Source organism: Salimicrobium jeotgali (assembly GCF_001685435.2).
Classification (GTDB): domain Bacteria; phylum Bacillota; class Bacilli; order Bacillales; family Halobacillaceae; genus Salimicrobium; species Salimicrobium album.
Genome location: NZ_CP011361.2, coordinates 1,582,858 through 1,607,035, shown reverse-complemented (window position 1 = coordinate 1,607,035; position 24,178 = coordinate 1,582,858). Strand labels below are relative to the sequence as shown.

23 protein-coding genes and 1 riboswitch are annotated in these 24,178 nt (G+C 46.1%); of the genes, 16 read left to right on the top strand and 7 right to left on the bottom strand.

Annotated elements, in window-relative coordinates:
- Positions 1-159: 159 nt before the first annotated feature.
- The 4 genes from AAV35_RS08060 (at position 160) to AAV35_RS08045 (ending at position 4,679) form a co-directional block, all read left to right on the top strand.
- On the top strand, positions 160-1,185 hold the full coding sequence (locus tag AAV35_RS08060) for an ABC transporter substrate-binding protein (protein WP_008589548.1): 1,026 nt from the start codon (positions 160-162) through the stop codon (positions 1,183-1,185).
- A gap of 63 nt (positions 1,186-1,248) precedes the next feature.
- Positions 1,249-3,270, top strand: a complete 2,022-nt coding sequence (locus tag AAV35_RS08055) for an iron ABC transporter permease (protein ID WP_008589549.1) — start codon at positions 1,249-1,251, stop codon at positions 3,268-3,270.
- Between the two features lie 39 nt (positions 3,271-3,309).
- Positions 3,310-4,275 carry a diaminopimelate epimerase gene (gene dapF / locus AAV35_RS08050; RefSeq protein ID WP_008589551.1) on the top strand — a complete coding sequence of 322 codons (966 nt, stop codon included), beginning with the start codon at positions 3,310-3,312 and terminating at the stop codon, positions 4,273-4,275.
- A 2-nt stretch (positions 4,276-4,277) separates the two neighbouring features.
- Positions 4,278-4,679: a secondary thiamine-phosphate synthase enzyme YjbQ gene (locus AAV35_RS08045; RefSeq protein ID WP_008589553.1), complete on the top strand. Its 402-nt coding sequence runs from the start codon at positions 4,278-4,280 to the stop codon at positions 4,677-4,679.
- Positions 4,680-4,765: 86 nt separating this feature from the next.
- On the opposite strand, the gene aceA is transcribed toward AAV35_RS08045, so the two are convergent.
- A complete protein-coding gene (gene aceA, locus AAV35_RS08040; RefSeq protein WP_008589556.1) occupies positions 4,766-6,049 on the bottom strand; it encodes an isocitrate lyase in 1,284 nt (427 codons plus the stop codon).
- 224 nt (positions 6,050-6,273) lie between these two features.
- On the bottom strand, positions 6,274-8,427 hold the full coding sequence (locus AAV35_RS08035) for a malate synthase G (RefSeq protein ID WP_008589558.1): 2,154 nt from the start codon (positions 8,425-8,427) through the stop codon (positions 6,274-6,276).
- A 241-nt stretch (positions 8,428-8,668) separates the two neighbouring features.
- Between AAV35_RS08035 and AAV35_RS08030 the strand changes: the two genes are divergently transcribed.
- The 3 genes from AAV35_RS08030 (at position 8,669) to thiT (ending at position 10,578) form a co-directional block, all read left to right on the top strand.
- Positions 8,669-8,911, top strand: a complete 243-nt coding sequence (locus tag AAV35_RS08030; RefSeq protein WP_008589560.1) for a hypothetical protein — start codon at positions 8,669-8,671, stop codon at positions 8,909-8,911.
- Positions 8,912-9,023: 112 nt separating this feature from the next.
- Entirely contained in the window at positions 9,024-9,770 is a 747-nt protein-coding gene (locus AAV35_RS08025; RefSeq protein ID WP_008589562.1) for an alpha/beta hydrolase, read from the top strand.
- 55 nt (positions 9,771-9,825) lie between these two features.
- Positions 9,826-9,925, top strand: a riboswitch (TPP riboswitch).
- A gap of 86 nt (positions 9,926-10,011) precedes the next feature.
- Positions 10,012-10,578, top strand: a complete 567-nt coding sequence (gene thiT / locus AAV35_RS08020; protein WP_008589564.1) for an energy-coupled thiamine transporter ThiT — start codon at positions 10,012-10,014, stop codon at positions 10,576-10,578.
- Positions 10,579-10,635: 57 nt separating this feature from the next.
- Here the strand turns inward: thiT and AAV35_RS08015 are convergent, their stop codons facing one another.
- Positions 10,636-11,112, bottom strand: coding sequence for a DUF456 domain-containing protein (locus tag AAV35_RS08015; RefSeq protein WP_008589566.1), 477 nt, complete (start codon positions 11,110-11,112; stop codon positions 10,636-10,638).
- 112 nt (positions 11,113-11,224) lie between these two features.
- Here AAV35_RS08015 and AAV35_RS08010 point away from each other — a divergent pair, with 112 nt between their 5' ends.
- Positions 11,225-13,570 carry a penicillin acylase family protein gene (locus tag AAV35_RS08010; RefSeq protein WP_008589568.1) on the top strand — a complete coding sequence of 782 codons (2,346 nt, stop codon included), beginning with the start codon at positions 11,225-11,227 and terminating at the stop codon, positions 13,568-13,570.
- Positions 13,571-13,642: 72 nt separating this feature from the next.
- Here the strand turns inward: AAV35_RS08010 and AAV35_RS08005 are convergent, their stop codons facing one another.
- The 3 genes from AAV35_RS08005 to AAV35_RS07995 form a co-directional block, all read right to left on the bottom strand.
- The gene (locus AAV35_RS08005) at positions 13,643-14,347 is read right to left on the bottom strand and encodes an NAD-dependent protein deacylase (protein WP_008589570.1); all 705 of its coding nucleotides are present in this window, start codon (positions 14,345-14,347) and stop codon (positions 13,643-13,645) included.
- An 11-nt stretch (positions 14,348-14,358) separates the two neighbouring features.
- The gene (nfsA, locus tag AAV35_RS08000) at positions 14,359-15,096 is read right to left on the bottom strand and encodes an oxygen-insensitive NADPH nitroreductase (protein ID WP_008589572.1); all 738 of its coding nucleotides are present in this window, start codon (positions 15,094-15,096) and stop codon (positions 14,359-14,361) included.
- Between the two features lie 128 nt (positions 15,097-15,224).
- Complete coding sequence (locus tag AAV35_RS07995) at positions 15,225-15,488, bottom strand: hypothetical protein (protein WP_008589575.1); 264 nt, start codon at positions 15,486-15,488, stop codon at positions 15,225-15,227.
- Positions 15,489-15,632: 144 nt separating this feature from the next.
- On the opposite strand from AAV35_RS07995, the gene AAV35_RS07990 reads away from it, so the two are divergent.
- Complete coding sequence (locus AAV35_RS07990; RefSeq protein WP_008589576.1) at positions 15,633-16,559, top strand: manganese-dependent inorganic pyrophosphatase; 927 nt, start codon at positions 15,633-15,635, stop codon at positions 16,557-16,559.
- Positions 16,560-16,610: 51 nt separating this feature from the next.
- Here the strand turns inward: AAV35_RS07990 and AAV35_RS07985 are convergent, their stop codons facing one another.
- Positions 16,611-17,198: a GNAT family N-acetyltransferase gene (locus AAV35_RS07985; protein ID WP_008589578.1), complete on the bottom strand. Its 588-nt coding sequence runs from the start codon at positions 17,196-17,198 to the stop codon at positions 16,611-16,613.
- 97 nt (positions 17,199-17,295) lie between these two features.
- Here AAV35_RS07985 and corA point away from each other — a divergent pair, with 97 nt between their 5' ends.
- From corA to AAV35_RS07955, 7 genes are all read left to right on the top strand, one after another.
- Complete coding sequence (gene corA / locus AAV35_RS07980) at positions 17,296-18,237, top strand: magnesium/cobalt transporter CorA (protein WP_040609292.1); 942 nt, start codon at positions 17,296-17,298, stop codon at positions 18,235-18,237.
- Positions 18,238-18,258: 21 nt separating this feature from the next.
- Positions 18,259-18,423 (top strand): hypothetical protein, encoded by a 165-nt coding sequence (locus tag AAV35_RS14360; protein ID WP_156330868.1) that lies wholly within the window; start codon positions 18,259-18,261, stop codon positions 18,421-18,423.
- 70 nt (positions 18,424-18,493) lie between these two features.
- Positions 18,494-19,021 (top strand): HD domain-containing protein, encoded by a 528-nt coding sequence (locus tag AAV35_RS07975; RefSeq protein ID WP_008589582.1) that lies wholly within the window; start codon positions 18,494-18,496, stop codon positions 19,019-19,021.
- 139 nt (positions 19,022-19,160) lie between these two features.
- Positions 19,161-20,096 carry a pyridoxal-phosphate dependent enzyme gene (locus AAV35_RS07970; protein ID WP_008589584.1) on the top strand — a complete coding sequence of 312 codons (936 nt, stop codon included), beginning with the start codon at positions 19,161-19,163 and terminating at the stop codon, positions 20,094-20,096.
- Positions 20,097-20,125: 29 nt separating this feature from the next.
- Positions 20,126-21,784 carry a PucR family transcriptional regulator gene (locus AAV35_RS07965; RefSeq protein ID WP_237757026.1) on the top strand — a complete coding sequence of 553 codons (1,659 nt, stop codon included), beginning with the start codon at positions 20,126-20,128 and terminating at the stop codon, positions 21,782-21,784.
- A 219-nt stretch (positions 21,785-22,003) separates the two neighbouring features.
- A complete protein-coding gene (locus tag AAV35_RS07960; protein ID WP_008589588.1) occupies positions 22,004-23,212 on the top strand; it encodes a M24 family metallopeptidase in 1,209 nt (402 codons plus the stop codon).
- 14 nt (positions 23,213-23,226) lie between these two features.
- On the top strand, positions 23,227-24,174 hold the full coding sequence (locus AAV35_RS07955) for a cyclodeaminase (protein ID WP_040609295.1): 948 nt from the start codon (positions 23,227-23,229) through the stop codon (positions 24,172-24,174).
- Positions 24,175-24,178 lie beyond the last annotated feature (4 nt).

Here is a 24,178-nt window from a genome sequence, read left to right as displayed (position 1 = left end):
TCCTCAATGATGTGCGACATGTCATCTTCTAAGCAGGGACATCTCTGTAAATATGGAACCTAATTGAGAATAAATATCGTTGACTTTTTCATTGTTTTTATATAACCTTACGTGTAGATGAGAATATATCTCAATTACATATGTAGAGGAGAGGGACCCATGAAAAAGATTTGGATGATCACAGTCCTTTCTTTCCTGGCTGTTGTGCTGGCAGCTTGTGGAGGAAACGAAGAGAAGTCAGGGGATAGTAATAAAGAAAACGATGAGCAATCCGGTAAAGAAGAAAGCAAGGACGACTCCCGCAGTGTGACGATAGAAGATGCGAACGGAGAGAAAACAATAGAAGGAACTCCGGAAAAAGTCGTCGTTCTCGAATGGAGTTATGCGGAACATATGCAGGCACTTGACACAGAGCCGGCAGGAGTTGCGGACAAAGAAGGATTCGGTAAATGGGTGGATACCGGCAAAGAACTCGGTGAAAATGTCGAGGATGTAGGAACGAGACAGGAGCCGAACCTGGAGGCTATCTCCCGTCTTGATCCCGATCTTATCGTAGGAGTCAAGTTCCGCCACGAAGGCATCCAAAAACAGCTGGAAGAAATCGCTCCGACTGTAATGTTTTCTCCTTATTCTAAAGAAAATGCAGAAAACCAAATGGCTTCCATGAAGTCCGATTTGAAAACGATGGGTAAAATTCTGGGGAAAGAAGAAGCTGCCAGTAAAAGACTGGACGAGATGAACAGTCATTTTGAAAAACAAGCGAAGCGTCTTGAGGAAGCCGGAGTCGGTGACATCAACTACGTAATGACTCAGGCGTTCACTGCTCAGAATACTCCTACGCTGAGACTATTTACGGACAATTCGATGGTAGCTCAGGTGATGGGCGAACTGGGGCTCGAAAACTCCCATTCCTCGGAAGAGCTCGAAATTTACGGTTATACGGAAACGACAGTAGAAACGTTGCAAAATTATCAGGACTCCCACTTCTACTACATTGTTCAGGAAGACGACAATATCTTTTCTGATCAGTTGGCCGGTAACCCGGTCTGGGAAGAGCTTGAATTCGTGAAGCAGGATCGTATGTATAAGATGCCGGGGGATACATGGACGTTCGGCGGTCCGATTTCGGCTGAGAAACTTGCAACACAGGTTGCAGATGCTACAATCGAAGGAAATAAGAAATAAACGGAAAAGGCGCGCAGTAAATGATGCGCGTCTTTCTGCTGTATAAGGAAAGAAGGATTGGTTATGATAAATCGGGCAATGGCCTTGAAAACTTTTCTGGTTTTCGGCGGAGGCTTATTTTTACTGATACTGCTGACCTGGATACATATTAATCAGGGGAATATTTCCATACCCGTATGGACGGTGTTCGAAGCCGTTTTTTCTCCCGAAGACACTTTGGAACACCATACCATCAGAGTTCTGAGACTGCCGAGAGCTGTCATGGGTATTGTAGCCGGTGGGGCCCTGGCTGTTTCGGGAGCAGTTTTACAAACTGTAACGAAGAACCCTCTCTCCTCCGCCAGTACACTCGGTATTCATTCGGGAACATATTTCGCCGTGATAGTGACTACCATTTTCTTCCCGTTTGCTATGATAATGAACGGTATTATTACCGCTTTCATCGGAGGAGTAGTTACGTTTTTAATCGTTTATATACTATCCGGCGGAGGTGATGCCACCCCGGTGCGGATGGTTCTTGCCGGTATGATAGTGACATTCCTGTTTTCTTCTCTGACGAGCGTCCTGCAGATATTTTATGAAAATGAAACGCAGGGATTGTTTCTATGGGGATCGGGGACTCTTGTGCAGAACAGCTGGGACGGGGTCCGGTTCGCTCTTCCTGTAGTCACGGCGGCTTTTCTGCTTTTACTCGGTGCTGCCCGGAAACTGGATACGCTGAAGCTCGGGGATGAGGTGGCTACTGCTCTCGGTCAGAATGTGAAAGCCGTAAAATTTGTGACTATCATATTAAGTGTACTGCTTACCTCGGTAACAGTGAGCGTCGTAGGACCTATCGGTTTCGTGGGGCTCGTGGCCCCGCATATAATTAAACTGATCGGTTTTCGTTCTCACGTCCCTCTTCTGCTCGGTTCGTTCTTATGGGGGGCGGTCGTACTGCTGATGGCAGACGTCCTCGCAAGATATATCGATCCTTCCTTTTCGGAACTTCCGGTTGGAGCGATCACTGCGCTGATCGGTGCCCCGTGGTTGATTTGGCTGGTGCTTCGGATGAAGCGCAGTGGCAACACGGATGGAGGATCCGTGATGGCCGGGTCTTCCCTTGTTCAGATGAGGCTTCGGGTGTTATTGCCGATTTTTTCGATACTTGTTTTACTGGTTCTGTTCGTCAGTATGTCGACCGGTAATTACGGGTTCAATCCTGCCCAGACGATAGCAGTTTTCCAGGGAGAAGCGGAATCATTTATCCGTAATTACATTTTGGAACTCAGGCTGCCACGGGCGATTGTGGCATTTACGAGCGGGGCTATACTTGCTGTCAGCGGACTGATTTTTCAGGGCGTACTCAGGAACCCGCTGGCGGATCCTTCGGTGATTGGTATCACTTCCGGGGCCGGAGTCGGGGCGCTGTTAACCATGTACGTCTTTTCCGTCTCCGCTGCCTGGATACCGCTTGGGGCTATGGCAGGAGCGATCGTATTCTTTATTATCGTCATGGCTCTCGGGGCTAAAATGGAGTTCCAGCCGACGATGCTTGCACTTCTCGGTATCGGAGTAAGTGCTTTCGGTCAGGCGATCATCCAGATTCTGGTGGTCCGTGCCGATATGGGTGTTGCCTCGGCATTGACATGGCTCTCCGGCACGACGTATGCAACAGGATACGGTGAATTGCTCAGTTACTTGTTATGGCCGGTATTGCTTTTGATTCCTGTCCTTTTCTTCTACATCAGGAAGCTGGACGTTCTGGCTCTCGGGGATGACACTGCGAAAGGGCTTGGTCTGGATGTGCGTTCAGTCCGTTTTCAAATGGCACTAATAGCGACGCTACTGGCTGCGAGCAGCGTTGCAGCTGTCGGAGCCATCGGATTTATCGGTCTGATCGCCCCCCATGCGGCACGTCTCTTTGTAGGTACAGTTAATCAGCGGCTGCTTCCGGTAGCGATGATGATAGGGGGACTTCTTCTGGTGGTGGCTGATCTGTTCAGCCGGACTCTTTTGGCTCCGGCTGAGATACCATCCGGTATTCTCGTAGCTGTTCTCGGCGCTCCTTACTTCCTCTGGCTGATGAAGCGAAGATCTGCCTGATATATGATATGATGAAAGACAAAAACAGGAGGAATATTTGTGGATATACCGTATATTAAATGTCATGGTTCGGACAACGATTTTATTATGATAGATGAAAGGAAATTAGAAGAAAGTTTAACAGATGAGGACAGAAAGGAAGTGGCTCTCCTTCTCAGTGACCGGCTTGAAGGCATCGGTTCGGATGGTATCCTCTATGTACTTTCAAGCAGTAAGGCTGAAGCGTGTATGCGTATGTTCAACTCGGATGGCAGTGAAGCGGAGATGTGCGGAAACGGTCTCCGTTGTGTAGCCCGTTATATTACAGAGGAAACCGGAAAAGAGAAAGTGCATATAGAAACGGCGAAAGCTGTACTCCCGGTAGAGCGGGTGAGTGACATTTATGAAGGGATAGCGACTTTCTCCGTCGCAATTGAACCTGTTTCATTTTCTGCGTCTTCCCTCCCAATGGAAACGGAGTCGGAACAGGTCGTGGACACTGTCCTCCGTGACCTGACAGAAGATCAGACGTTCACCGCCCTTAGTGTACCAAATCCTCATATAGTATCTGTGGTTACGGAGCTGGATGAAGAAGTTCTTGAAAACATCGGAAAAAAAGCGAATAATTCGCCTCACCTGTTTCCGAATGGTGTAAACGTCAGTTTTGTTAGAAAAATTGATGACAACAAAATCTTTGTACAGACTTACGAACGCGGGGTGGGACTCACGAATGCCTGCGGTACGGCCATGTCAGCTTCGAGCATCGTTTCGGTCATAGTTGCAGGAAATAATCCTGACCTCCCTGTTACGGTTATGAACAAAGGCGGAATGGTTCAATGTATCGTGCATGATAATGAGGAATACAAAGTGGAGCTTCAGGGTAATGCTACTTATGTATACGAAGCGGAAGTAAGGGTGGATATCTCTACTCAGTCTTTTGAAGAATCTCCGCATCATGTACACACGGAAGAAAATGAGCGATATAGTGAGCTGAGAGAGTTCGCTAAGACAGAAGGAGGACTGTAAGCATGCTTGAAACGATTTCTGTAACTACCTCTTCCCACAGTGAAATGGTGGACATCACGGAGCAGATAGAAGAGCAATTACAAAAAAGCAATCTCCGGAACGGTATAGTGATTGTTCAATCCATGCATACGACAGCCAGTATTACCGTAAATGAAAATGCAGATCCGGATGTCAAAAAAGATATGCTGATGCGTCTGGATGAAGTGTATCCATGGACGCACCGTAAAGATCTGCACGCAGAGGGCAATACTGCTTCTCATTTAAAAACAAGTACCCTCGGCCACTCCCAGACGTTACTCGTAGACGACGGAAAACTTGTGCTCGGTACCTGGCAGGGAGTCTATTTCTGCGAATTCGACGGCCCAAGGTCCAGGAAAGTAGCCATCAAAATAATGGAAGGCTGAACAACAGGCGAAATAACGCAGGAGTTGTCAGCGAATCATATTAAAGGAAACCCCCGGATACCAGTATCCGGGGGTTTTTGCAGTGCCTATTTATTAGTCACGAATTGTTCACTTTCTGTTGATCCGGCCAAAGCTGTAGTGGAAGACGTCCCTCCGGAAATTGCCATCGACACTTCATCGAAGTAACCGGTTCCGACCTCCCGCTGGTGTCTTGTAGCTGTATAACCATTTTCTTCCGAAGCGAATTCAGCCTGTTGCAGTTCGGAGTAGGCACCCATCCCCTCGGTTTTATATTTGCGGGCCAGTTCGAACATGCTGTGGTTCAATGCATGGAACCCTGCTAGAGTGACGAACTGGAATTTGTATCCCATTTTACCGAGCTCCACCTGGAATTTACCGATCGTTTCCTGGTCAAGCTTTTTCTCCCAGTTAAACGATGGGGAACAGTTGTAAGCCAGCATTTTGCCCGGGTACTTCTCGTGTATAGCGTCTGCGAATTTTTGTGCTTCTTCCAGGTTAGGTTCCGAAGTCTCACACCAGATCAAGTCTGCGTAAGGAGCGTAAGCGAGCCCGCGGGAAATGGCCTGGTCGATTCCCGGAGTGGTACGATAAAATCCGTCGGCTGTTCTCTCTCCTGTAATGAATTCATGGTCGTACGGATCGGCATCGCTCGTAATCAGGTTGGCAGCGTTGGCGTCTGTTCTTGCTATGATGACGGTCGGGACGTCCATAACGTCAGCAGCCAGTCGAGCAGAAATGAGATGTTTTACAGCGGTCTGAGTAGGCTGAAGAACTTTCCCGCCCAGGTGACCACATTTCTTTTCGGAGGCGAGCTGATCTTCGAGATGCACACCGGCAGCTCCGGCTTCAATCATGCCTTTAGTCAGTTCAAATACGTTCAGCGGGCCACCGAACCCGGCTTCCATATCCGCTACAATCGGAGCGAACCAGTTTTTATCGCCTTTTCCTTCCGCGTGTTCCACCTGATCGGCGCGTTGAAATGTCTGGTTAATTCTTCTCACAACCTGCGGTACACTGTTAGCAGGATAAAGACTTTGATCGGGATACATTTGACCGGAAAGGTTGGCGTCGGCAGCTACCTGCCAGCCACTCAGATAAATAGCTTCGAGACCGGCTTTAACTTGCTGCATAGCCTGGTTACCGGTTAAAGCCCCGAGTGCGGCTACGTAGTCACGTTTATGTAGCAAATTCCAAAGGCGGTCAGCGCCCATGCGAGCCAGCGTCTGTTCTACTACGACAGAACCGCGAAGTTTCAATACTTCTTCTGCGCTGTAAGGACGTTCCACTCCCTGAAAACGTTCGCTTGCCCATTGATTTTCCAACTGTCTGATCTGTTCTTCTCTGTTCATTTAAAATCTCTCCTTTAATATATAATTAGTATTGTTATACAACAGAAAAACTAATATGAGGGAGGGCGTCGAACCCGGAGCCCTCCTTTACTCAGGCTGAATTCAGGAGTTTCCGTCTGCGTTGGTGCAGCATTCAACTGCTTCTTTATGACTGCTGTGATCGACACCGCATCTGTGGCACGAATTAGTGAAGGTCTGGTATTTTTCCATTTTTTATCTCCTCCTTATACAGTTTTGGTAAATTGGCTGGCTTTAAATTGAAGGCGGCGTCTGTGAAGAATCGGTTCAGTGTAACCGTTTGGCTGATCTGTACCGAGAAACACAAGGTCGGAAGCGGCTTGAAAAGCGATAGATTGTTCAAAATCCGGGCTCATTTTCCTGTAATTCGGATCGCCCTCGTTTTGTCTGTCGACCACTTCTGCCATTTGTTTCATTATCTGTTTTACCTCCTCTTCAGAGACTACACCGTGTCTGATCCAGTTCGCTATGTGCTGACTCGAAATGCGCAATGTTGCACGATCTTCCATAAGGCCGGTGTCATGGATATCAGGTACAGTTGAACAGCCGATACCCTGTTCCACCCAGCGCACGACATATCCGAGAATCCCCTGAGCATTATTTCTGACTTCATTCAGTACAACTTCTTTATCTTCCGGGGGAGTAGCCACCGGGATAGTAAGCATCATTTCGGAAGGGTCATCCCTCGGGATATCATTCTGAATATCAGGGACGTATGCTTCATGATAATGCATCGCATGAATGGTGGCTGCAGTCGGGGACGGCACCCATGCTGTATTTCCTCCTGCTTTCAGGTGGTTGATTTTTTCTGCAAGCATAGCTTTCATCTCTGCGGGTTTAGCCCACATCCCTTTACCTATTTGAGCGTTTTTGATGAACCCTGCTCTTATACCGGTACGTACGTTGGCTGCTTCGTAAGCGCTGAGCCATTCACTTCCTTTCATTTCTCCTTTAGGAATCATAGGTCCTTTTTCCATGGACGTATGGATTTCATCCCCCGTACGATCCAGGAAGCCGGTATTGATGAACACCACCCGGTTGCGCACTTCAAAAATACAGTTGTGAAGATTCAGGGAAGTTCTTCGTTCCTCGTCCATTACCCCGACTTTCAGGGTATACCTCGGTAATTGCAGAACATCTTCTATTTTATTGAACAGGTTATTGGTAAAAGCCGTTTCTTCCGATCCGTGCATTTTCGGTTTGACGATGTAAATAGAACCTTCCGTTGAATTTTGTCTCAGGTTCAGGTCGTGCATACCGATCAGGCTGGTGAAGAAACCGTCGAGCAGGCCCTCATACACCGGATTGTTGTTATTGTCGATAACTGCCGGGTTTGTCATTAAGTGACCTACGTTTCTGACAAGCATAAGTGCTCTGCCTTTCAAGTGAAGCTCTTCGTCTTCCGCAGTGCGATATTTCCGATCTTTATGAAGAGAGCGTTTAATGGTTTCTCCTTTTTTATCGAACGTGGTCGTAAGGTCTCCTTTAAGCAGCCCGAGCCAGTTACGATAAGCTTTGATTTTATCTTCGGCATCGACGCATGCGACGGAGTCCTCGCAGTCCATAATACTTGTGATGGCGGATTCCAGTTGGATGTCCTTAATTCCTGCATCGTCTATCTGGCCGACCGGGTGATTACGATCGAACTGCAGTTCAACGTGAAGGTCGTTATGTTTAAGCAGTATTGCCTGCGGTTTGCGGCAGTCCCCCTGACAGCCAAGGAAGGAAAAAGGGTTTTTAAGTTTCTTTCGGGAACGGTCAGTAAGTTCCACACACAATTCCCCGTTCACTACCGCATATCTCACTGCGTCCTGGTGACTTCCTTCTGCCAAAGGGAACCACTCGTCCAGTCGAATCCGTCCCTGTCTGATTACTTCTTTACCTCTCTCGGGATTGTAGGAAGAACCTTTTTCGATACCGGGTTCTTCAGCGATCAGATCTGTACCGTAATAAGCGTCATACATACTGCCCCAGCGTGCGTTAGCTGCATTGAGGGAATATCTTTCGTTTGTCAGTGGCACGACGAGCTGGGGACCGGCCTGTTCCTTCATTTCAGAATCTACGTTGGTCGTGCTGATTTTGAAGTCGGGTTTTTTCTCTTCCAGATAACCGATGGACTTTAAAAAAGAAAGATAATCTTCATTGGAAGCTGATTTGTGGTATTCATCGATTTTCTGTTGTAATTGGTTTCTGGTCTGCAAAAGTCTGCTGTTTTCAGAGCTGAATTCATCAAGAATTTTTGTGAGCCCTCCCCACACTTCCTTCGAAGAGAGGGGGAGACCGGGTAACACTTCCTGTTCAATAAACTGATATAATACAGTGTCGACTTGATAAGTACCGATGGATTGATAGTTTTCCAAAGAATAAGCCTCCTTACTGTTATGTATAATGTTCTTCTGTTTCATAACAGTTTTATTTCTTAATTCGTATTATATAACAACAGGAAAGTATGTCAATACATTTTGTTAAAAATTTAGAAAATTATTTTTAATTGAAAAGTCGGCGGTGTCGGCGGTACAGAAATTTAATATTTTATGATTAATTTGTACGTATTAGGGGTATAATGATTGGAAACCTACATATGAAGGAGTGGATGTAACAATGGCCGAAGAAGCTAAAAAGAATTGGCATATGGTGTTATTACTGGATAGTCGACGTGAAGTGAAACATGAACTGGAAATCAGTGAGGAAATGACCAAACGGGAAGCTACTGAATTTATAACCAAGCAGCTGGAACGTGACAGATGGTGGTTTCTCGAAAGTGGCGTCGCCGTTTATACGAATTCGGTGGAGGCATTCTACTTGGAAGGTCAGGCTACAGTGACACAGTTTAATATTAAATGACAAACTTAAAACATGTACGAGATCTACCCCCGGATGTCCAGTATATCCGGGGACATTAATGTTCGGGAGTAAAGAAATAGTATTTCTATAATAGACAGGGAGGATGGAAGGGATGAATCAGAACGTAATGGAGGGTGCAGAAGCTGTTTTTAACGAAGGGAATGAAATAGGAATCGTAGTATTACATGGCTTTACCGGAACAGTTCAGAGCATGAAGCCTCTTGTGGATGCCTATACAGCACATGGGTATACGATGGCATGTCCGAGACTTAAGGGGCATGGAACCACTCCTTATGATATGGAAGGATCCACTGCAGAAGACTGGATTCGCTCGGCAGAAGAGGCTTTTGAATGGGTAAAGAACCGATGTGACTGTGTATTCGTCACCGGCTTGTCTCTTGGGGGAACATTAAGTCTTTATCTGGCTTCTACGAGAGAGGTGGATGGAGTCGCGGTTATCAATCCGGCTATCGATGTACCTGACATGAGCAGCTTGGCGGATTCTGAATCCCGTTTCATTGATGCAATAGGTTCTGATATCAAAAAAGAAGGAGCTACTGAACTCGCCTATGACAAAACACCCGTCCGTTCCCTTAACCATCTGACCAACATTATGGCTAAAGTACACGAGCAGTTAAGCGAAGTGTCGGCTCCTCTTTTAGTTTTCACTTCCGAAGAAGATCACGTAGTTCCTCCGGAGAACAGTCAGACGATATTCGACATGGTTTTTTCGGAAGGAAAAGAACTGGTTCCTCTGGAAGACAGTTACCACGTGGCAACTCTTGATAATGACCAGGAATTGATCATCGAAAGAACTCTGGAGTTTTTTGAAAAGTATTTCAATGCCAAGGAAAATTGAATTTGTACTTTTCTTATCAGTACGTTATGATAGAAAGTAACAAAACACGGAGAATAGAGCCTTCAAGGGGAGCCTAACGGCTGAGAGTGGACGCAAGTTCAGACCCTTCGAACCTGTCAGTTAGCACTGGCGCAGGAATGGTGGCTTTTTTGATGAGCAATGCTTAAGAGGTGGGAGCCTTCATCAGAAAGCTTCCCTTTGAGGCATTGCTTCTTTTGTGTATTCAGAAAGGGGATATACAATGCAACAACAGCGCGTACTTTTTCTTGTGGAAGGTGCAATATTTGCAGCAATTGCTCTATTGCTTGATGTTCTTCCTTTTTTATCCATTAAGCTTTGGTTTCAGGGAGGATCCATCTCATTCGCTATGATACCGGTTATTCTGATGGCCTTCCGTTGGGGCGTCTCGGGTGGTATGATCACAGGTTTATTGTTCGGTTTCTTTCAGTTTTTTACGGGCGCATTTATCGTACACCCCGTCCAGGCTTTTCTCGACTACGTTGTAGCTTTCGCCATTATCGGGGTCGCAGGAGTGGTGTCTTCCCAACTGAAAGCAAGCGCGAAGAACAACAACGTAAAATTTGTTCTTGTGTATGTGATTGTCGGAACATTCATCGGGAGTGCCTTGCGCTTCCTTACTCATTTCGCGGCAGGGATGATATTTTTCGGCTACCTGGCTGAAGGTCAGCCGGTATGGATTTATTCTCTGCTTTATAACGGCGGGTATATGCTCCCTTCCTTTATAGCGAGTGCCGTCGTAATCAGTCTGTTAATGTCCAGGCGGCATAAATTGTTATTGCGATTATAAGATTTCCGGTCCTGATACGTTCGGGACCGGAATTTTTTATGTATTAAATGATTTGTGTCAGTTGAAATATGAAAAGATGAACCACCCGATCATAAGCATCTGAATTATAAACTTGGCTGCAGTTCCACTGAGAAAACCGATAAGCGTTCCGACAGCTGCGCGGAAGGCGAAACGGGTATTTTTTTCGATGCCCAGTTCGATAACGAAAACCAGAACAAAAGGAACGATCAGTATTCCGAAAGGAGGTATGACGAACGAACCGGCGATGACACCTGCGACTGCTCCGGCTTCTCCCCATTTGCTTCCCCCGTATTTCTTGACGGAAATACTGTTTGCCACCATATCAGATACGATTAGTAAAACCGTAAGAATTACTGCACCCACCCAGAACCAGACGGACAGCCGACCTTCCAGCCAGATACTCAGGAGGAAACCGGCCCACAATACGAGCGGTCCGGGTATTATGGGGAAAATGAGACTTACAAAGCTGCTGAGAAACAATACGATAATAAGCGACCATAGAACAAACTCCATAAATGCGCCTCCTTTTGACTGTCATTGTACTCCTCAAAGGTGTGAAGGTCCAAAATATTCTGTTCTTTTGTAAGAACACTGACTATAATGTAGTAAAAGGGGGAAGAAAAAAATGAAAAAACCGGGTTGGAAGAGAATATTGACTCGAACAGCCGTCATTGCAGGTGTATTAATTCTGGCGGCAGCTCTGTTTATTATAGTATTTATCCAGCGAACGCTTCCTGATACGGAAGGAGAGCTTAAATTGGAAGCGCTATCTTCCGAAGTTACTGTTCTGAGGGACGAGGAAGGCGTTCCTCACATAGAAGCGGAGTCCGTCGAAGATTTATATATGGCTCAAGGATACGTGCAGGCTCAGGACCGCCTGCTGCAAATGGAACTTTCCCGTCGTCAGGCTTCCGGCGAACTGAGTGAGCTGATCGGGTCCTCCACAGTGGAGCAGGACAAGTTTTTTCGTGCGCTCGGATTACGGAGAGCTGCCGAAGCATCTTTAAAAGAATATTCCGAAGAAGGAAAGGCGGCTCTGGAGGCATTCGCTTCGGGAGTGAATGCATACATTGATAAAGCGGATGCCGAAAACCGGCTGCCCCCGGCATTTACACTTCTGCAGGCGAAACCTGAGAAGTGGACACCGGTGGATTCTCTGACAATAGGAAAATTTATGGCACATGACCTTGGAGGGCACTGGGAACGCCAGGCTTTTCAGTATTACGCGATGAATAATTTTTCTGAAGAGAAGGCCTACGAAGTGATGGCCCATTACCCGGAGAATAAACCGGCTGTGCTCGATGATGTAAATCTTGATATAGCGGGAGACTTTACTGAAGCGGTCATGCCTAACCCTTTTAATGGCAGCAACAACTGGGTGGTAAACGGAGAGAGAACGGAGTCCGGGAAACCTCTGCTTGCTGATGATCCTCACCTCGGAATCGCCAGTCCTTCGATCTGGTATCAGATGAAACTGAGTGCTCCTTCCCACAACGTGAGCGGTGTTATTTTTGCAGGGGTACCGGGAATCATTCTTGGTCATAATGATGACGTAGCCTGGGGCGTGACAAACGTCGGTCCTGATGTGCAACAGCTGTACGTCGAGAAAAGAAATCCGGAAAACCGTGAACAATTTCTGTTCGAAGGAAAGTGGGAGGATGCTGTGGTGCATCAGGAACCGATAAAAGTAAGTGGCGGGGAAACGATAGAATATGAAGTGGTCGAAACGAGAAACGGGCCGATCATTAATGAATTCGCAGAAGGAGCCGGGGAGGGGGAAGCTTTATCCATGCGCTGGACGGCACATGACCCCTCAAAAGAACTGGAAGCCATACTCAACATTAATCAGGCTTCGAACTGGGAAGAATTTGAAAAAGGACTCGAAGACTTTCATACTCCTGCTCAGAACTTTGTGTTCGCTTCAAGTAACGGTACTATAGCATATAAGGCGAATGGAAAGATCCCTGTTTACGATAACCCGGACGATGCCGGCCTTCCTTTAAGGGGATGGAAAGAAGAGGATCAGTGGAAAGGTTTCATTCCTTTCGATGAATTACCGACAGTTGTCAATCCGGACAGGGGATGGATCGCTACAGCGAACAATAAAATCACGACAGAAGAGTACCCTTACCATATTACGAATAATTGGGCGCAGCCTTACAGATATGAACGGATAGCTGAAATGCTGGAGGAAGATGACGCCGTAACTGTGGAGGATGTGAAGAAAATGCAGATGGATGTTAAAAATCTGCAGGCTGAGGAATTTGTTCCATTCTTCGTGGAAGAAATGAATGAGAATAATCTGACGGCGGAAGAAGAGGAAGCTCTGGAATTGCTTAAGGAATGGAACTATGAGGATAACAAAGAAGCTCCACAGCCCTTGCTTTTCCATCACTGGTTAAATGAAATAGAGGATCGTCTTTACGCAAGTATTCCTGATGATATCGATTCGTTATTTCACGGGAAAGCACAGACGACGGACGAAATTTTCCGTATGGAAAGAGAAGGAAAAGAATCCGCATGGATGGAGGAAGCAGGTGGAAGCGGGGAAGTGATTACGCAGGCCTTCCGGGACTCATTCAATAAGCTTCAGGAGGATTACGGGAAGAATCCGGAGGAGTGGGCGTGGGGAGATTATCACCAGGTGGAATTCACACACCCTCTTTCAAATATAGCTTTCCTTGATAAGTTTTATAACCGGAAAGAACCGTTGCCCGTGAGTGGCAGCCGGGTTACGGTGAGAGCGGCAGGATATAATGGCAACGGGAAAGTGGATCACGGAGCTTCCTGGCGCTTTATCCTTGATACGGACGAAATGGATAAAGGCTATCACATAGTAGGGCCCGGACAGTCGGAGCGTTTTAACAGTAAATGGTATCACAATCAATATAGTGACTGGGTGGATGGAGACTATCATGGTACACTACTGGACGAAGACGAGGGAGAGAAGCTGATACTTTCGCCTGAATAAAAATCAGGCGGCAAAACGTTCCTGTCATATCAAAACCCCCGGACATAGAAATGTCCGGGGTTTTGAAGTGCATTATTTTTTCAGTTGTTCTATAACTCTGGATAAATCATCATGAATATGGTAATCGAACATATAGTCCATCGACGTAGGATGATTATTGATCAGCACTTTGGGACCGGTTGCTGCCAGAGGAAGCATATTGAAAGGCATGACGCTAAGGGACGTACCGAGAACGAGAAGCATATCCGCCTGTTTGACCATCGTTTCAGCTTTTTCGTGTGAATGGATCATATCTCCGAATAGAACGACATCCGGTTTCAGCACGGTTCCGCACGTGCAAACGGGCACATCTTCAGCCAGTACCTTTTCGAAAGGATACGTCGTATGGCAGTCCGGACAGGTAGCTGTTTTCAGAGTACCGTGGTATTCCGTAACATTTTCGTTTCCCGCTTCTGCATGCAGACCATCCACGTTTTGAGTAATGATATTTACTTCTCTGCCTTCATCTTCAAGGCTTTTCAGGTAATGATGCACCTGGTTCGGGCCGTAATTCTGAAGCAGTTTCAGTCGGAATATCGACTTGTAAAATTGCCAGAACCGTTCCGGATTTTCGTAAAAATAGTCTGCAGACATAAGCTCTTCTCTGGATTTGTCTTCCGTCCACAGTCCTTCACTCGAACGGAAGTCAGGGATACCGCTTGCTGTCGATACCCCCGCACCTGTTAATACGGCAATACTATCGGAATTGTTGATAAGAGACTTTATTTGCTGGATCATACTCTCACCCTTTATCGTTTGTTGAATCCCTTACTTTTTAAAAAGTCTGTGACATCCATGCGGACCGGTTTCTTAAATCTGCGCTGCATCTGAAGAGTCCATGTGTCACGACGTTGATTGGAGGACCTCGATGCATAGTAATCACTGATATTTTGATTAAACTCTTCAATAATATCTTTATGCTCTTTATATTCATTTTCAAAATACACAGCTTCCATTGGTAGTCTCGGTTTCTTCTCGGGCTGTTCGGCCGGAACACCGACAGCGATGCCGAACAGCGGAGCGACGTGACCGGGCAGGTTAAGGATTTCATCAGTTTTTGTAATATCGTTTCTCAGACTTCCGAGGTAACACATTCCAAGCCCCATTGATTCTGCGGCTATAGCCATGTTTTGAGCGGCAAGGGCGGCATCAATAGCGGCAGTCATGAGATGTTCGGTATTTTCCAGATTTTTTTCAACATCGTCCCTGACTTCTTCATCCATTCCATAAGTGATCCTTCTGTAATCCGCACACATGATGAACAGATGTCCATTATTTGTTACATGCGGGTGCCCCGATATCTCCTGTAAAGCCTGTTTTTTGTTTTCATCGGTCACCCCGATGATGGAGTACGCCATCATATAGCTTGAGGTCGAAGCCTGCTGGGCGGATTCGATAAGTGTCCGTATAGTTTTATCTTCCAGGGGAGTATCTTCGAACGAACGTATAGAGCGGTGATTCAAAATTGTTTCTATTGTTGAATTCATTAAAAAAACCTCCTATTGTGCAAATCTTCTCTTTAAAAGTTTAGCATAAAGAGAAAATGATTCGCACGAATAGAAGGTCGGTGGCCGAAGAGGAGGCGGCCGGCTGGAAGAATTACATAGAGGTCAGATTAGTGTATGCGACTGAAAAGTCTTGCGGCTTTTTTGTTTTTCCACTGTATAGTACTCATGTAAATTTGAATCAGACCCAAACCAAGAATAAGTGGTCCAATTGAATAGGCAAAAAAAGGACTGATAAACAGATGAAGAAGTCCAAGCGTAAATTGACGTCCGGTCACTCCATCTTTATAAGACTGATAAGACATGTAACTTGTTCCCAGAAATACAAGGAAAAGTATCCACTTTATCAGCTCATTGGCAAATAGAATCGACATTGGCAAACCTCCTTTATAAGATTGTATTCTTTTAATAATAACACAGATGAGGATAATGTCAAGGGCGATAGAAGGATAGACGTTACCGTTTATTTATTCTATAATCGGTTAGGGTACGTAATAGTAAAGGAAAGGGGTATAAACATGACAAAAACTTTGATTTTTGGACATAAAAGTCCTGATACGGATACGATCTGTTCAGCTATCGTATATGCCGATCTGAAAAAGAAACTCGGGATCGACGTGGAGCCGGTCCGTCTCGGAGAATTGAACGGGGAAACGGAATATGCGTTGAATCATTTCAATCAGGAAGCTCCGCGTCTTGTGGAAACAGTAGCGGACGAAACGGATGAAGTCATTCTTGTGGATCACAATGAGTTTCAGCAAAGTGCGGATGATATCGATCAAGTCGAGATCAAGGAGGTCATCGATCACCATCGGATAGCCAACTTCGAAACGAAAAGTCCGCTTTATTACCGTGCAGAGCCCGTAGGCTGTACAGCTACAATCTTAAATAAACTATATAAAGAAAACGATGTGGAGGTCTCGGAGACGATGGCCGGACTTATGGCTTCCTCCATTATATCCGATTCGCTTCTTTTTAAATCACCGACCTGTACAGATGAAGATGAGAAAGCTGCCAGGGAACTTGCAGAGAAAGCAGACATTAATCTTGAAGAGTATGGACTTGAAATGCTGAAAGCCGGAACGGATATCAGTGACAAGTCCGCGGAAGAACTCATCTCCCTGGATGCAAAAGCATTTGATATGGGTGAGAAAAATGTAAGGATAGCCCAGGTGAATACGGTAGACACTTCGGATGTGCTGACGCGGAAAGCGGAACTTGAAAACGCTATGCAAAAAGAAGTAGACGAGAACAATTATGATCTCTTTGTTTTACTGATTACCGATATCCTCGACAGTGACTCCACAGTACTTACAGTAGGAACTGAGAAAGAGTCGGTGGAGAAAGCTTTTGACGTTAAGCTCGAAGATGACCAGGCTGTACTTGAAGGTGTAGTTTCACGTAAAAAACAGGTCGTGCCACCACTTAACAAAGTATTCGGCTGAACTATCACCATTAAAAATGCTGCCCCGAAAGTCTGGACGGGCAGCATTTTTTTATCCGTTATGCAGGTCTTCTTCGGGGAGGTACCACTCTTCCCGCAATACGCCGAAGCGTACGGAATCGTAATAGGAATCACGGTAAAGGTGGGCCTTTCTTATTCTGGCCTCTTCTTTCATTCCCAGTTTGGAAGCAAGCTGAAGCATCCGGTCGTTTTTGGACCAGGTTCTTATACCGATTCTTACGAGAGGCATGGCTCTGAACAGATAGTCGATCCACATGTTAAGGGCTCTGGTTCCTATCCCCTTCCCCCAGTAGGCCGGATTGTAAATGCCGATCCCGACTTCAAGCCAATAGGACAGTTTTTCTTCCCAGTAATAGACGACGGTACCGACGATTTCCCCGTTCGTTTCTATCACAAGTCTCGAATCGACTTCGTTTTCGGATAACCGCTGTTTCCGGGCATTTTCTCTGTTTGTGTAACTTTCCAATGTGTGAGGTTCCAGTGAGTAAAAAGGGGCTTCGTACTTTTTCCAGAGCGGTTCCTTTTCTCCGTGAATCAGCTGGTACAGGAGAGGAAGATCCTCGTCCCTGATGCTTCTGAGAGTGATGTCGTTTTTTTGTAAGTTGATTTCTCTGACCATAGTTATATTATACCTTCCTTTTTCATTTTTCATTAAGTATATCAGATTATGCAGGGGCTAATGTGGGAATATGAACAGGGACGAAAGAGGTGAAATTATGTTACATAGCTTAGTATACGAATCTCAAAGCGGACTGCAGACCGGTGAATACGTAAACCGGAAAACTGCATCTTACGAGTGGAAATGGGTGGACTTCGACAGTCCGGCCGAAGATGAGAAAAAAGTGCTTGAAAGTGATTTTTCCTTTCACCCTCTTGCGGTGGAAGACTGTTTCCAGGATCTGCAGCGCCCCAAACTGGACGGGTATGGGGATCACACTTTTTTTGTGTTGCATACGCTTGATCCCCATACACTTGAAAAAGGGGAGATCGACGTATTCTTAAAAGAGGGAGTGCTCGTCACCTATCATAAGAAGCCTTCGTCAGTTATCGAAAAAGTGAAGGAACAGGTAAAGCAAAGACCCGAGCGTTATGATGAAGCAGTTATACTTCACAAAATTCTTGATCAGGTGGTGGATGCCTACTTCCCGATCATTTATTCCATTGAGGATCAGATTAACGATCTCGAAGATAACACCAACGATTTATCGATGGAGGATATGCTGGAAGAACTGTTCGACCGGCGTTCGGAACTGCTCCGGATGCGTCAGACGATACATTCGATGAGAGACATGGTGTATCGTATGCTTTATACGCATGATCTCGAAAATGTATACGAACATAAGGAGTATTTCCGGGATATTTATGATCACTTACTGAAAGTTTCCGATATGATCGCCTCAAACCGCGAAATGACTCAGGATATAAGGGACAGTAATTTGTCTATGACATCGCACAGACAGAACAAAACAATGCAGTTTCTGACGGTGGTATCGATGATCTTCCTGCCGCTGACGTTTATAGCAGGTGTGTATGGAATGAACTTTGCCTATATGCCTGAGCTTCAATACCAGTACAGCTATTTCATCGTCTGGGCGTTAATGATTATTATGGCGTTTGCTATGATAGTGTTTTTCAGGAAAAAAGGATGGTTTGATTAAAAGCTTCCGGCAGGCGTATTTATGCAGCAGCCGGCTCTCAAGAAGAGAGTCGACTGCTATTTTCTTCTGCTCGCCTGTTCAGCCATTGTTTCACAAGAGACCCCGGGAAACAATGGGAGTCTGCGGTTGTTCAGGCAGCAGTTCGTCTCTGTTTATAACGGAACAGGTAAAGGTTCGGAAGAATAGTTTTAAATTTGCTCATAAAGGGGAATAATGCTATATTAAACAGTAAAAATTCGGAGAGGAGACGAGGGGAATGGTAACGTTAGAGAACATTTTTTCTCATTGGATAACAGAAAAATACCTTCAACGCTCAGGCATCTATCATGCGATAACGGTTGCTGAGACCGCTTTTTCTCTTGCACGTGAACGTGACCTTAACGAAGAAATTGCTGCGAAAGCTGCTCTTTTGCATGACATCGGTCATTACGAATGGTATACAGATGGAAAATGGAATTACGATGAATACCGTAAACACGATATACACGCAATCAAAGGTGCGGAACGGGCTCACAAACTTCTGATCCGGCTCGGGGAAGACCGGGAAACGGCCAAAGAAGTCTCCCTCTGTGTACTGCTTCATACGGACAGCTATCTTCCTTTCGCTCTCGGGTCACAGCGGTCGCCGTTGCAGAATGCGGTATGGGAAGCGGACACGCTGAATGAAGAGGAGCACGGACGCCATCATTACAGAAATATGGAGAGGAAAGAAGCTGTCCGCAGGCTGCAGAAGTTGGATGAACAGATTTTCCCAGTAGAAAACCCTCATGCAGGAAGCGTTTGAGAAACGTCGTCCGTACGGTTAAGCAGGGGAGAACCTCATAGTCGATTTTCGTTATAAAACAGGGTGTGCGCTTTAAGCGCGCACCTTTTTTCATGTATACTATAATTACTTATCAGAAAAATCCGAAAGGAGGAGTGTTATGCAGCTGCAGCAGTTTTACAGGGCGAAACAGCGGATCGACTCCCTGATAGAAAAAACCCGCTGTATATATTCGGACGCTCTGTCAAAAAAGACGGGAGCGAACGTATATCTCAAACTGGAGACGGAACAGCCTACGGGGGCATTTAAACTGAGAGGAGCTGCCAATAAAATAAAAGGGCTCACTGAGTTGGAGAAGGCAAAAGGGGTGGCCGTGTTTTCAACAGGCAACCACGGCATTGCTGTCGCCTATGTGGCACGGGAGGAAGGCATACCTGCGACTATATGTATCTCTGAAAGAGTCCCCGATGTAAAGAAGAAACGTCTGGAGGAGCTTGGCGCCCGGGTCGTCGTTACCGGCACAAGTCAGGACGAAGCTGAGAGATACTGTTATTCCCTTCCGGATGTGACAGTAGTCCCCCCGTTTGATGATGAAGCAGTAATTGCAGGGCAGGGGACGATCGGACTTGAAATAATAGAGCAGTGCCCTTCTGTGGATCACGTGTTAGTTCCTCTTTCCGGAGGAGGACTGATGTCGGGGGTGGGCACGTGCCTCAAAAAGATCAACGGAGCCATCAAGGTTACCGGTGTCTCCGTGGAAGGAGGTGCCGTCATGCATGAAAGTATCGAAAGGGGAGGTCCGGTTACACTTCCCGAAAAGGATACGCTTGCTGACAGCCTTCTCGGCGGGCTCGGGAAGGAGAATACGTTAACTTATGAAATGACGAAACAGGTAATGGATGAAAGCGTACTTGTCGGGGAGAGACAGATTGGAAATGGGATCAAATTCATGCTGGACAGACATAAAATGCTGGTAGAAGGTGCGGCTGCTTCCGGGGTCGGATGGATACTGGAAGAGCGGCTGCCAAAGGGAGAGAATGTAGTCATTTTAATAACTGGGAATAATATCGGGGCGGAAATACTGAAACAACTGTAGAGGCCGGGTGATACGTAATGGGGCTGCTTATGAGCGATATAATGGAATTGCCTGTAATGGAAAAATCGACACTTCTCACTCCCTCTTCTTTACTTCACAGACAGATGGTGGAGTGGATCAGTGTTATCGAAACGCCGGTGGAGGACTTCGTCAAACAGAAGGAGTTCGTGCTTTCGACCGGAATGGGATGCAGCAATGACCCGAAGTGTCTGGAACAGTATACGAGAGACGTTATCGATTCAGGAGCGTCTGCTATCGGTTTTGCTACGGGACGGTATATTTTCACTATTCCCGATACAATTGTAGAAGAATGCAAGAGGAATGGGGTCGTGCTTCTGGAAGTTCCCTGGGAGGTCAGGTTCGGAGATATTATGCAGGAAGTTCTGCAGGCAATTTCTGAAGAAAAAAGAGAAGAACAGCGATTTGTGGAACATATCCGTCAGGAAATGGTGGATTGTGTGCTGAACGGAGAAGGTTTGAAGGAAATTTCGTCACTGGTATACGAACACACTTCCATCCCCGTCGCTATAAGTGATAAAGATCGCAACGTACGTGCCAATCATTATTTTGACAGGAAAATGATAGACATTTTGAATCAAAATGAGGCAGGGGCGTACCGTTCCGTACCTTTTACTCAAACTTCTTATCTTGAACATCACTACCCGATAGAGAAGTATGAATTCGACAGTGGAGAATGTTATCAGTTAACTATTCTATCCAACCATAAAAAGCAGGGATATCTCCTTTTCAAAGAAGGGAAAGGGGCGTTCAGTGCCTCGGATCTCACTATACTTGAGCATGCCGTTACTGCCTGTGCTCTTTTCTTTGTGAAGGAGAACGCCATCGAAATGACGGAAATCAGGTTGAGAGATAATTTTCTGCTCGATCTTGCACGGGAGAATAAAGAAATCAGTGACGGTTTAATGGAAAAAGGGCATCTGCTCGGATATAATCTTGAGAAACCTTACGTTTGTATTGCAGGGGACATACAGTTCTCCAAGGAAATTCAGACGCACGTAACCTCCATCGACAGTAACGTGGCTTCTTCCTCCATGCACAGCAGAAACTATTACGTCCAGTCGGAGATCCAGCATGCGGCCGACCAGATAAAAAGGGAACGGATGACCGCTTTTGAAGATGGTCGGGTAATTATATTTCTGGAGGCTGATAAAGAATCTTATATGGAGACGACCCATCAGTTTCTTGATCTCGTAGAGAGGCGGCTGCATGAATTACTTGCAGGTATTACCGTTTCGTGGGGAATTTCTTTTCATGGGGACGGGATAAAAGCCTTTTACGAAAGCTATCAGGAAGCTGTTACGGCACTCAGATTCGGGTACAGGCGTGAAGAAGCGGGATTTCGTACTTTTTTTGCTGATACGAAGGTTAACCGTTTATTGCTTTCCATTTCAAAAAACGAAGAAGTGGTCGACCTCGTCACGTATACTTTAAAAGACCTTATAGAGTACGATGAAAAGAGACAGGCGGACCTCCTGCACACCTTCATGGTATACAACAAGTACAATTCAAACGTAAGTCAGACTGCCCGGGCCATGAATCTTCACCGTCAGTCGCTGCTTCACAGACTGAGAAATATTGAACGTCTGACCGGCCTATCCCTGCTCGAAGCAGACGATTTCTTTTTGCTGGAATTAAGTGTGAGGATGTGGATGTTAATCAAAGAATAAGCAGAATATACGGAAGGCTTTGGAATTCATTCTGAAGTCTTCCGTTTTTTTGTGCTCCATATAAAGAAAGGGAAGGAATGCTACACGCAAAAGTATGACACATTTGTACGAAAGAAATAAATGAATATTCATACAATTAGAACATTATATTCGAACCTTTTATAACGTAAAATAAGATATAGAAAGTTGCAAAGATCAAAGGTAAAGGAGGGGATAACCATGGTGCTTCCGTTCGACATTACGGAATATCAGAATAGGCTGGATAAAACGAAGAAGCGTATGGAGGAGAACGGGTTGGAAGTCTTGTGTATAACGAACCCGTCAAACATGAATTATTTAACGGGGTATGATGCATGGTCATTTTATGTTCACCAGATGCTGATTGTAATCATAGACGAGCCTCAGCCCCTGTGGATTGGGCGTACGATGGATGCCAACGGAGCTAAGGCGACTACATGGATATACAATGACAATGTCATCGCCTATCCTGATTACTACGTTCATTCAGATGTATATCACCCGATGGATTTCATCGGAGAAATTTTAAGAGAAATCGGACAGGGAAACAGACGGACCGGAGTGGAATTGGAACAGTTCTATTTTACGGCAAAGTCTTTTCAACGACTGCAGGCTGCCCTTCCTGATGCTGTTTTCTCCGATGCGTCGAACCTTGTAGGTTATGTAAGGCTCATTAAGTCCGAACAGGAAATCGAGTATATGAGAAGAGCCGGAATTATCGTAGACGAAGCGATGCGTAAAACTATTGACTATATCCAGCCCGGTGTCAGGGAGAATGATGCAGTTGCGAAGTTATATTATCACCTGATAAGCGGCACCCCCGAATATGGGGGCGACTACCCGGCGATTGTTCCGATGATGCCGACGGGGGACCATACCTCCATGCCCCACCTTACCTGGTCCGACCAGCCATTTCAGGAAAACTCTCCGGTAGTTATCGAGACGGCAGGCTGCTACAAACGTTACCACGTTCCGATGGCCAGAACCATCTCTCTCGGTGAGCCGGGAGAAAGGCTCAATTACGTCGCCTCCGTTGTGGAAGAGGGGATAAGGAACACCCTGGAGGTGATAAGGCCGGGAGCCAGATGCAGTGATCTGGAGGCCGCATGGCGCAACTCTATTAAGCAGTACGGTTTTGAAAAAGAAGCAAGGCTCGGGTATTCGACAGGTTTATCCTACCCGCCGGACTGGGGCGAGCATACGGTAAGTATAAGAAAGGACGACCATACGGTGCTCGAACCGAACATGACGTTTCACATTATTCCGGCTTTGTGGTTCGAAAATGACGGAATAGAAATTTCCACGACGTTCCGTGTTACAGAAACAGGGTATGAACTCTTCACGACTCATCCGCTGGAGCTGATCAGAAAAGAGAGTTTCGGCTTCAATACTGATTCAATAAGCTCGTAAAGGGGGGGACTGCTATTGAAGTAATTGACCGCAGCACACTGGAAGAAAAGCTTTTACTGACCGAAGAACTGGTATCTGTGATCGAAGAAGCTTTCACCGCACTGGCGAGCAGACAGGTGATTATGCCTGAAATTATGCGAATAGATATCTCTGAGTTTAATGGTGAGGTTGATATTAAATCGGCTTATATCCCGGGGTATGAAAGCTTTTGCGTGAAGCTATCCACCGGATTCTTTGATAACCCGAAAAAAGGATTGCCGACTTCGAATGGAATGATGATTCTGATAGACAGTGAGACTGGGGAAATCCGTAAAATTTTTGTAGATCAGGGTCTCTTAACTGATTTAAGGACCGCCGCAGCCGGAGCTGTAGCCGCAAAACATGTAAGCAAGGAAAATAGTGTATCTGCCGGAATTATCGGGACCGGCTCTCAAGCGAGATATCAATTGGAAGCGCTTACCATCGTTCGTTCATTAAAAAATGTTCGGGTGTGGGGGCGATCACTGGAGAAGGCTGAGAAATTCAAGGAGGAAATGGAAGAGAAACTTGGACTTCCTGTTACTGTCACGGCGACTGCTGAAGAAGTTGTGAGAAAAAGCGATATAGTCGTCACCACGACTCCTGCCAGTGAACCGATTGTGCAGGCAGAGTGGCTGCACCTGGGTCTTCATATAACAGCCATGGGCTCGGACGCCGAGCATAAACAGGAACTTTCTGAAGAAGTTTTGGCGACAGCGGACGTCGTTACATGTGATTCCCTGCTGCAGTCCAGAAGGCTCGGGGAACTTCGTGCCTGTAACGACAACAATATAATAGAGAATACGATCGAACTGGGCGAGATTACCGGCAAAGGGGTCGTCGCCAGAAGAAATGAAGAACAGATAACAGTGACCGACCTTTCTGGCACGGGAGCCCAGGATACGGCCATCGCAAGATACGCTAATCAAATTATAGGAGGATGATGAT

Coding starts and splice junctions, on each gene's coding strand:
- corA (WP_040609292.1), top strand. CDS start 17,296: ATGTTACATAGCTTAGTATACGAATCTCAAAGCGGACTGCAGACCGGT.
- AAV35_RS08015 (WP_008589566.1), bottom strand. CDS start 11,112: ATGGAGTTTGTTCTATGGTCGCTTATTATCGTATTGTTTCTCAGCAGC.
- AAV35_RS14360 (WP_156330868.1), top strand. CDS start 18,259: ATGCAGCAGCCGGCTCTCAAGAAGAGAGTCGACTGCTATTTTCTTCTG.
- AAV35_RS08055 (WP_008589549.1), top strand. CDS start 1,249: ATGATAAATCGGGCAATGGCCTTGAAAACTTTTCTGGTTTTCGGCGGA.
- AAV35_RS08045 (WP_008589553.1), top strand. CDS start 4,278: ATGCTTGAAACGATTTCTGTAACTACCTCTTCCCACAGTGAAATGGTG.
- AAV35_RS07985 (WP_008589578.1), bottom strand. CDS start 17,198: ATGGTCAGAGAAATCAACTTACAAAAAAACGACATCACTCTCAGAAGC.
- AAV35_RS07990 (WP_008589576.1), top strand. CDS start 15,633: ATGACAAAAACTTTGATTTTTGGACATAAAAGTCCTGATACGGATACG.
- AAV35_RS08030 (WP_008589560.1), top strand. CDS start 8,669: ATGGCCGAAGAAGCTAAAAAGAATTGGCATATGGTGTTATTACTGGAT.
- AAV35_RS07975 (WP_008589582.1), top strand. CDS start 18,494: ATGGTAACGTTAGAGAACATTTTTTCTCATTGGATAACAGAAAAATAC.
- AAV35_RS08005 (WP_008589570.1), bottom strand. CDS start 14,347: ATGATCCAGCAAATAAAGTCTCTTATCAACAATTCCGATAGTATTGCC.
- AAV35_RS08010 (WP_008589568.1), top strand. CDS start 11,225: ATGAAAAAACCGGGTTGGAAGAGAATATTGACTCGAACAGCCGTCATT.
- nfsA (WP_008589572.1), bottom strand. CDS start 15,096: ATGAATTCAACAATAGAAACAATTTTGAATCACCGCTCTATACGTTCG.
- AAV35_RS07995 (WP_008589575.1), bottom strand. CDS start 15,488: ATGTCGATTCTATTTGCCAATGAGCTGATAAAGTGGATACTTTTCCTT.
- AAV35_RS07970 (WP_008589584.1), top strand. CDS start 19,161: ATGCAGCTGCAGCAGTTTTACAGGGCGAAACAGCGGATCGACTCCCTG.
- AAV35_RS07965 (WP_237757026.1), top strand. CDS start 20,126: ATGAGCGATATAATGGAATTGCCTGTAATGGAAAAATCGACACTTCTC.
- AAV35_RS08060 (WP_008589548.1), top strand. CDS start 160: ATGAAAAAGATTTGGATGATCACAGTCCTTTCTTTCCTGGCTGTTGTG.
- AAV35_RS08025 (WP_008589562.1), top strand. CDS start 9,024: ATGAATCAGAACGTAATGGAGGGTGCAGAAGCTGTTTTTAACGAAGGG.
- aceA (WP_008589556.1), bottom strand. CDS start 6,049: ATGAACAGAGAAGAACAGATCAGACAGTTGGAAAATCAATGGGCAAGC.
- AAV35_RS07960 (WP_008589588.1), top strand. CDS start 22,004: ATGGTGCTTCCGTTCGACATTACGGAATATCAGAATAGGCTGGATAAA.
- thiT (WP_008589564.1), top strand. CDS start 10,012: ATGCAACAACAGCGCGTACTTTTTCTTGTGGAAGGTGCAATATTTGCA.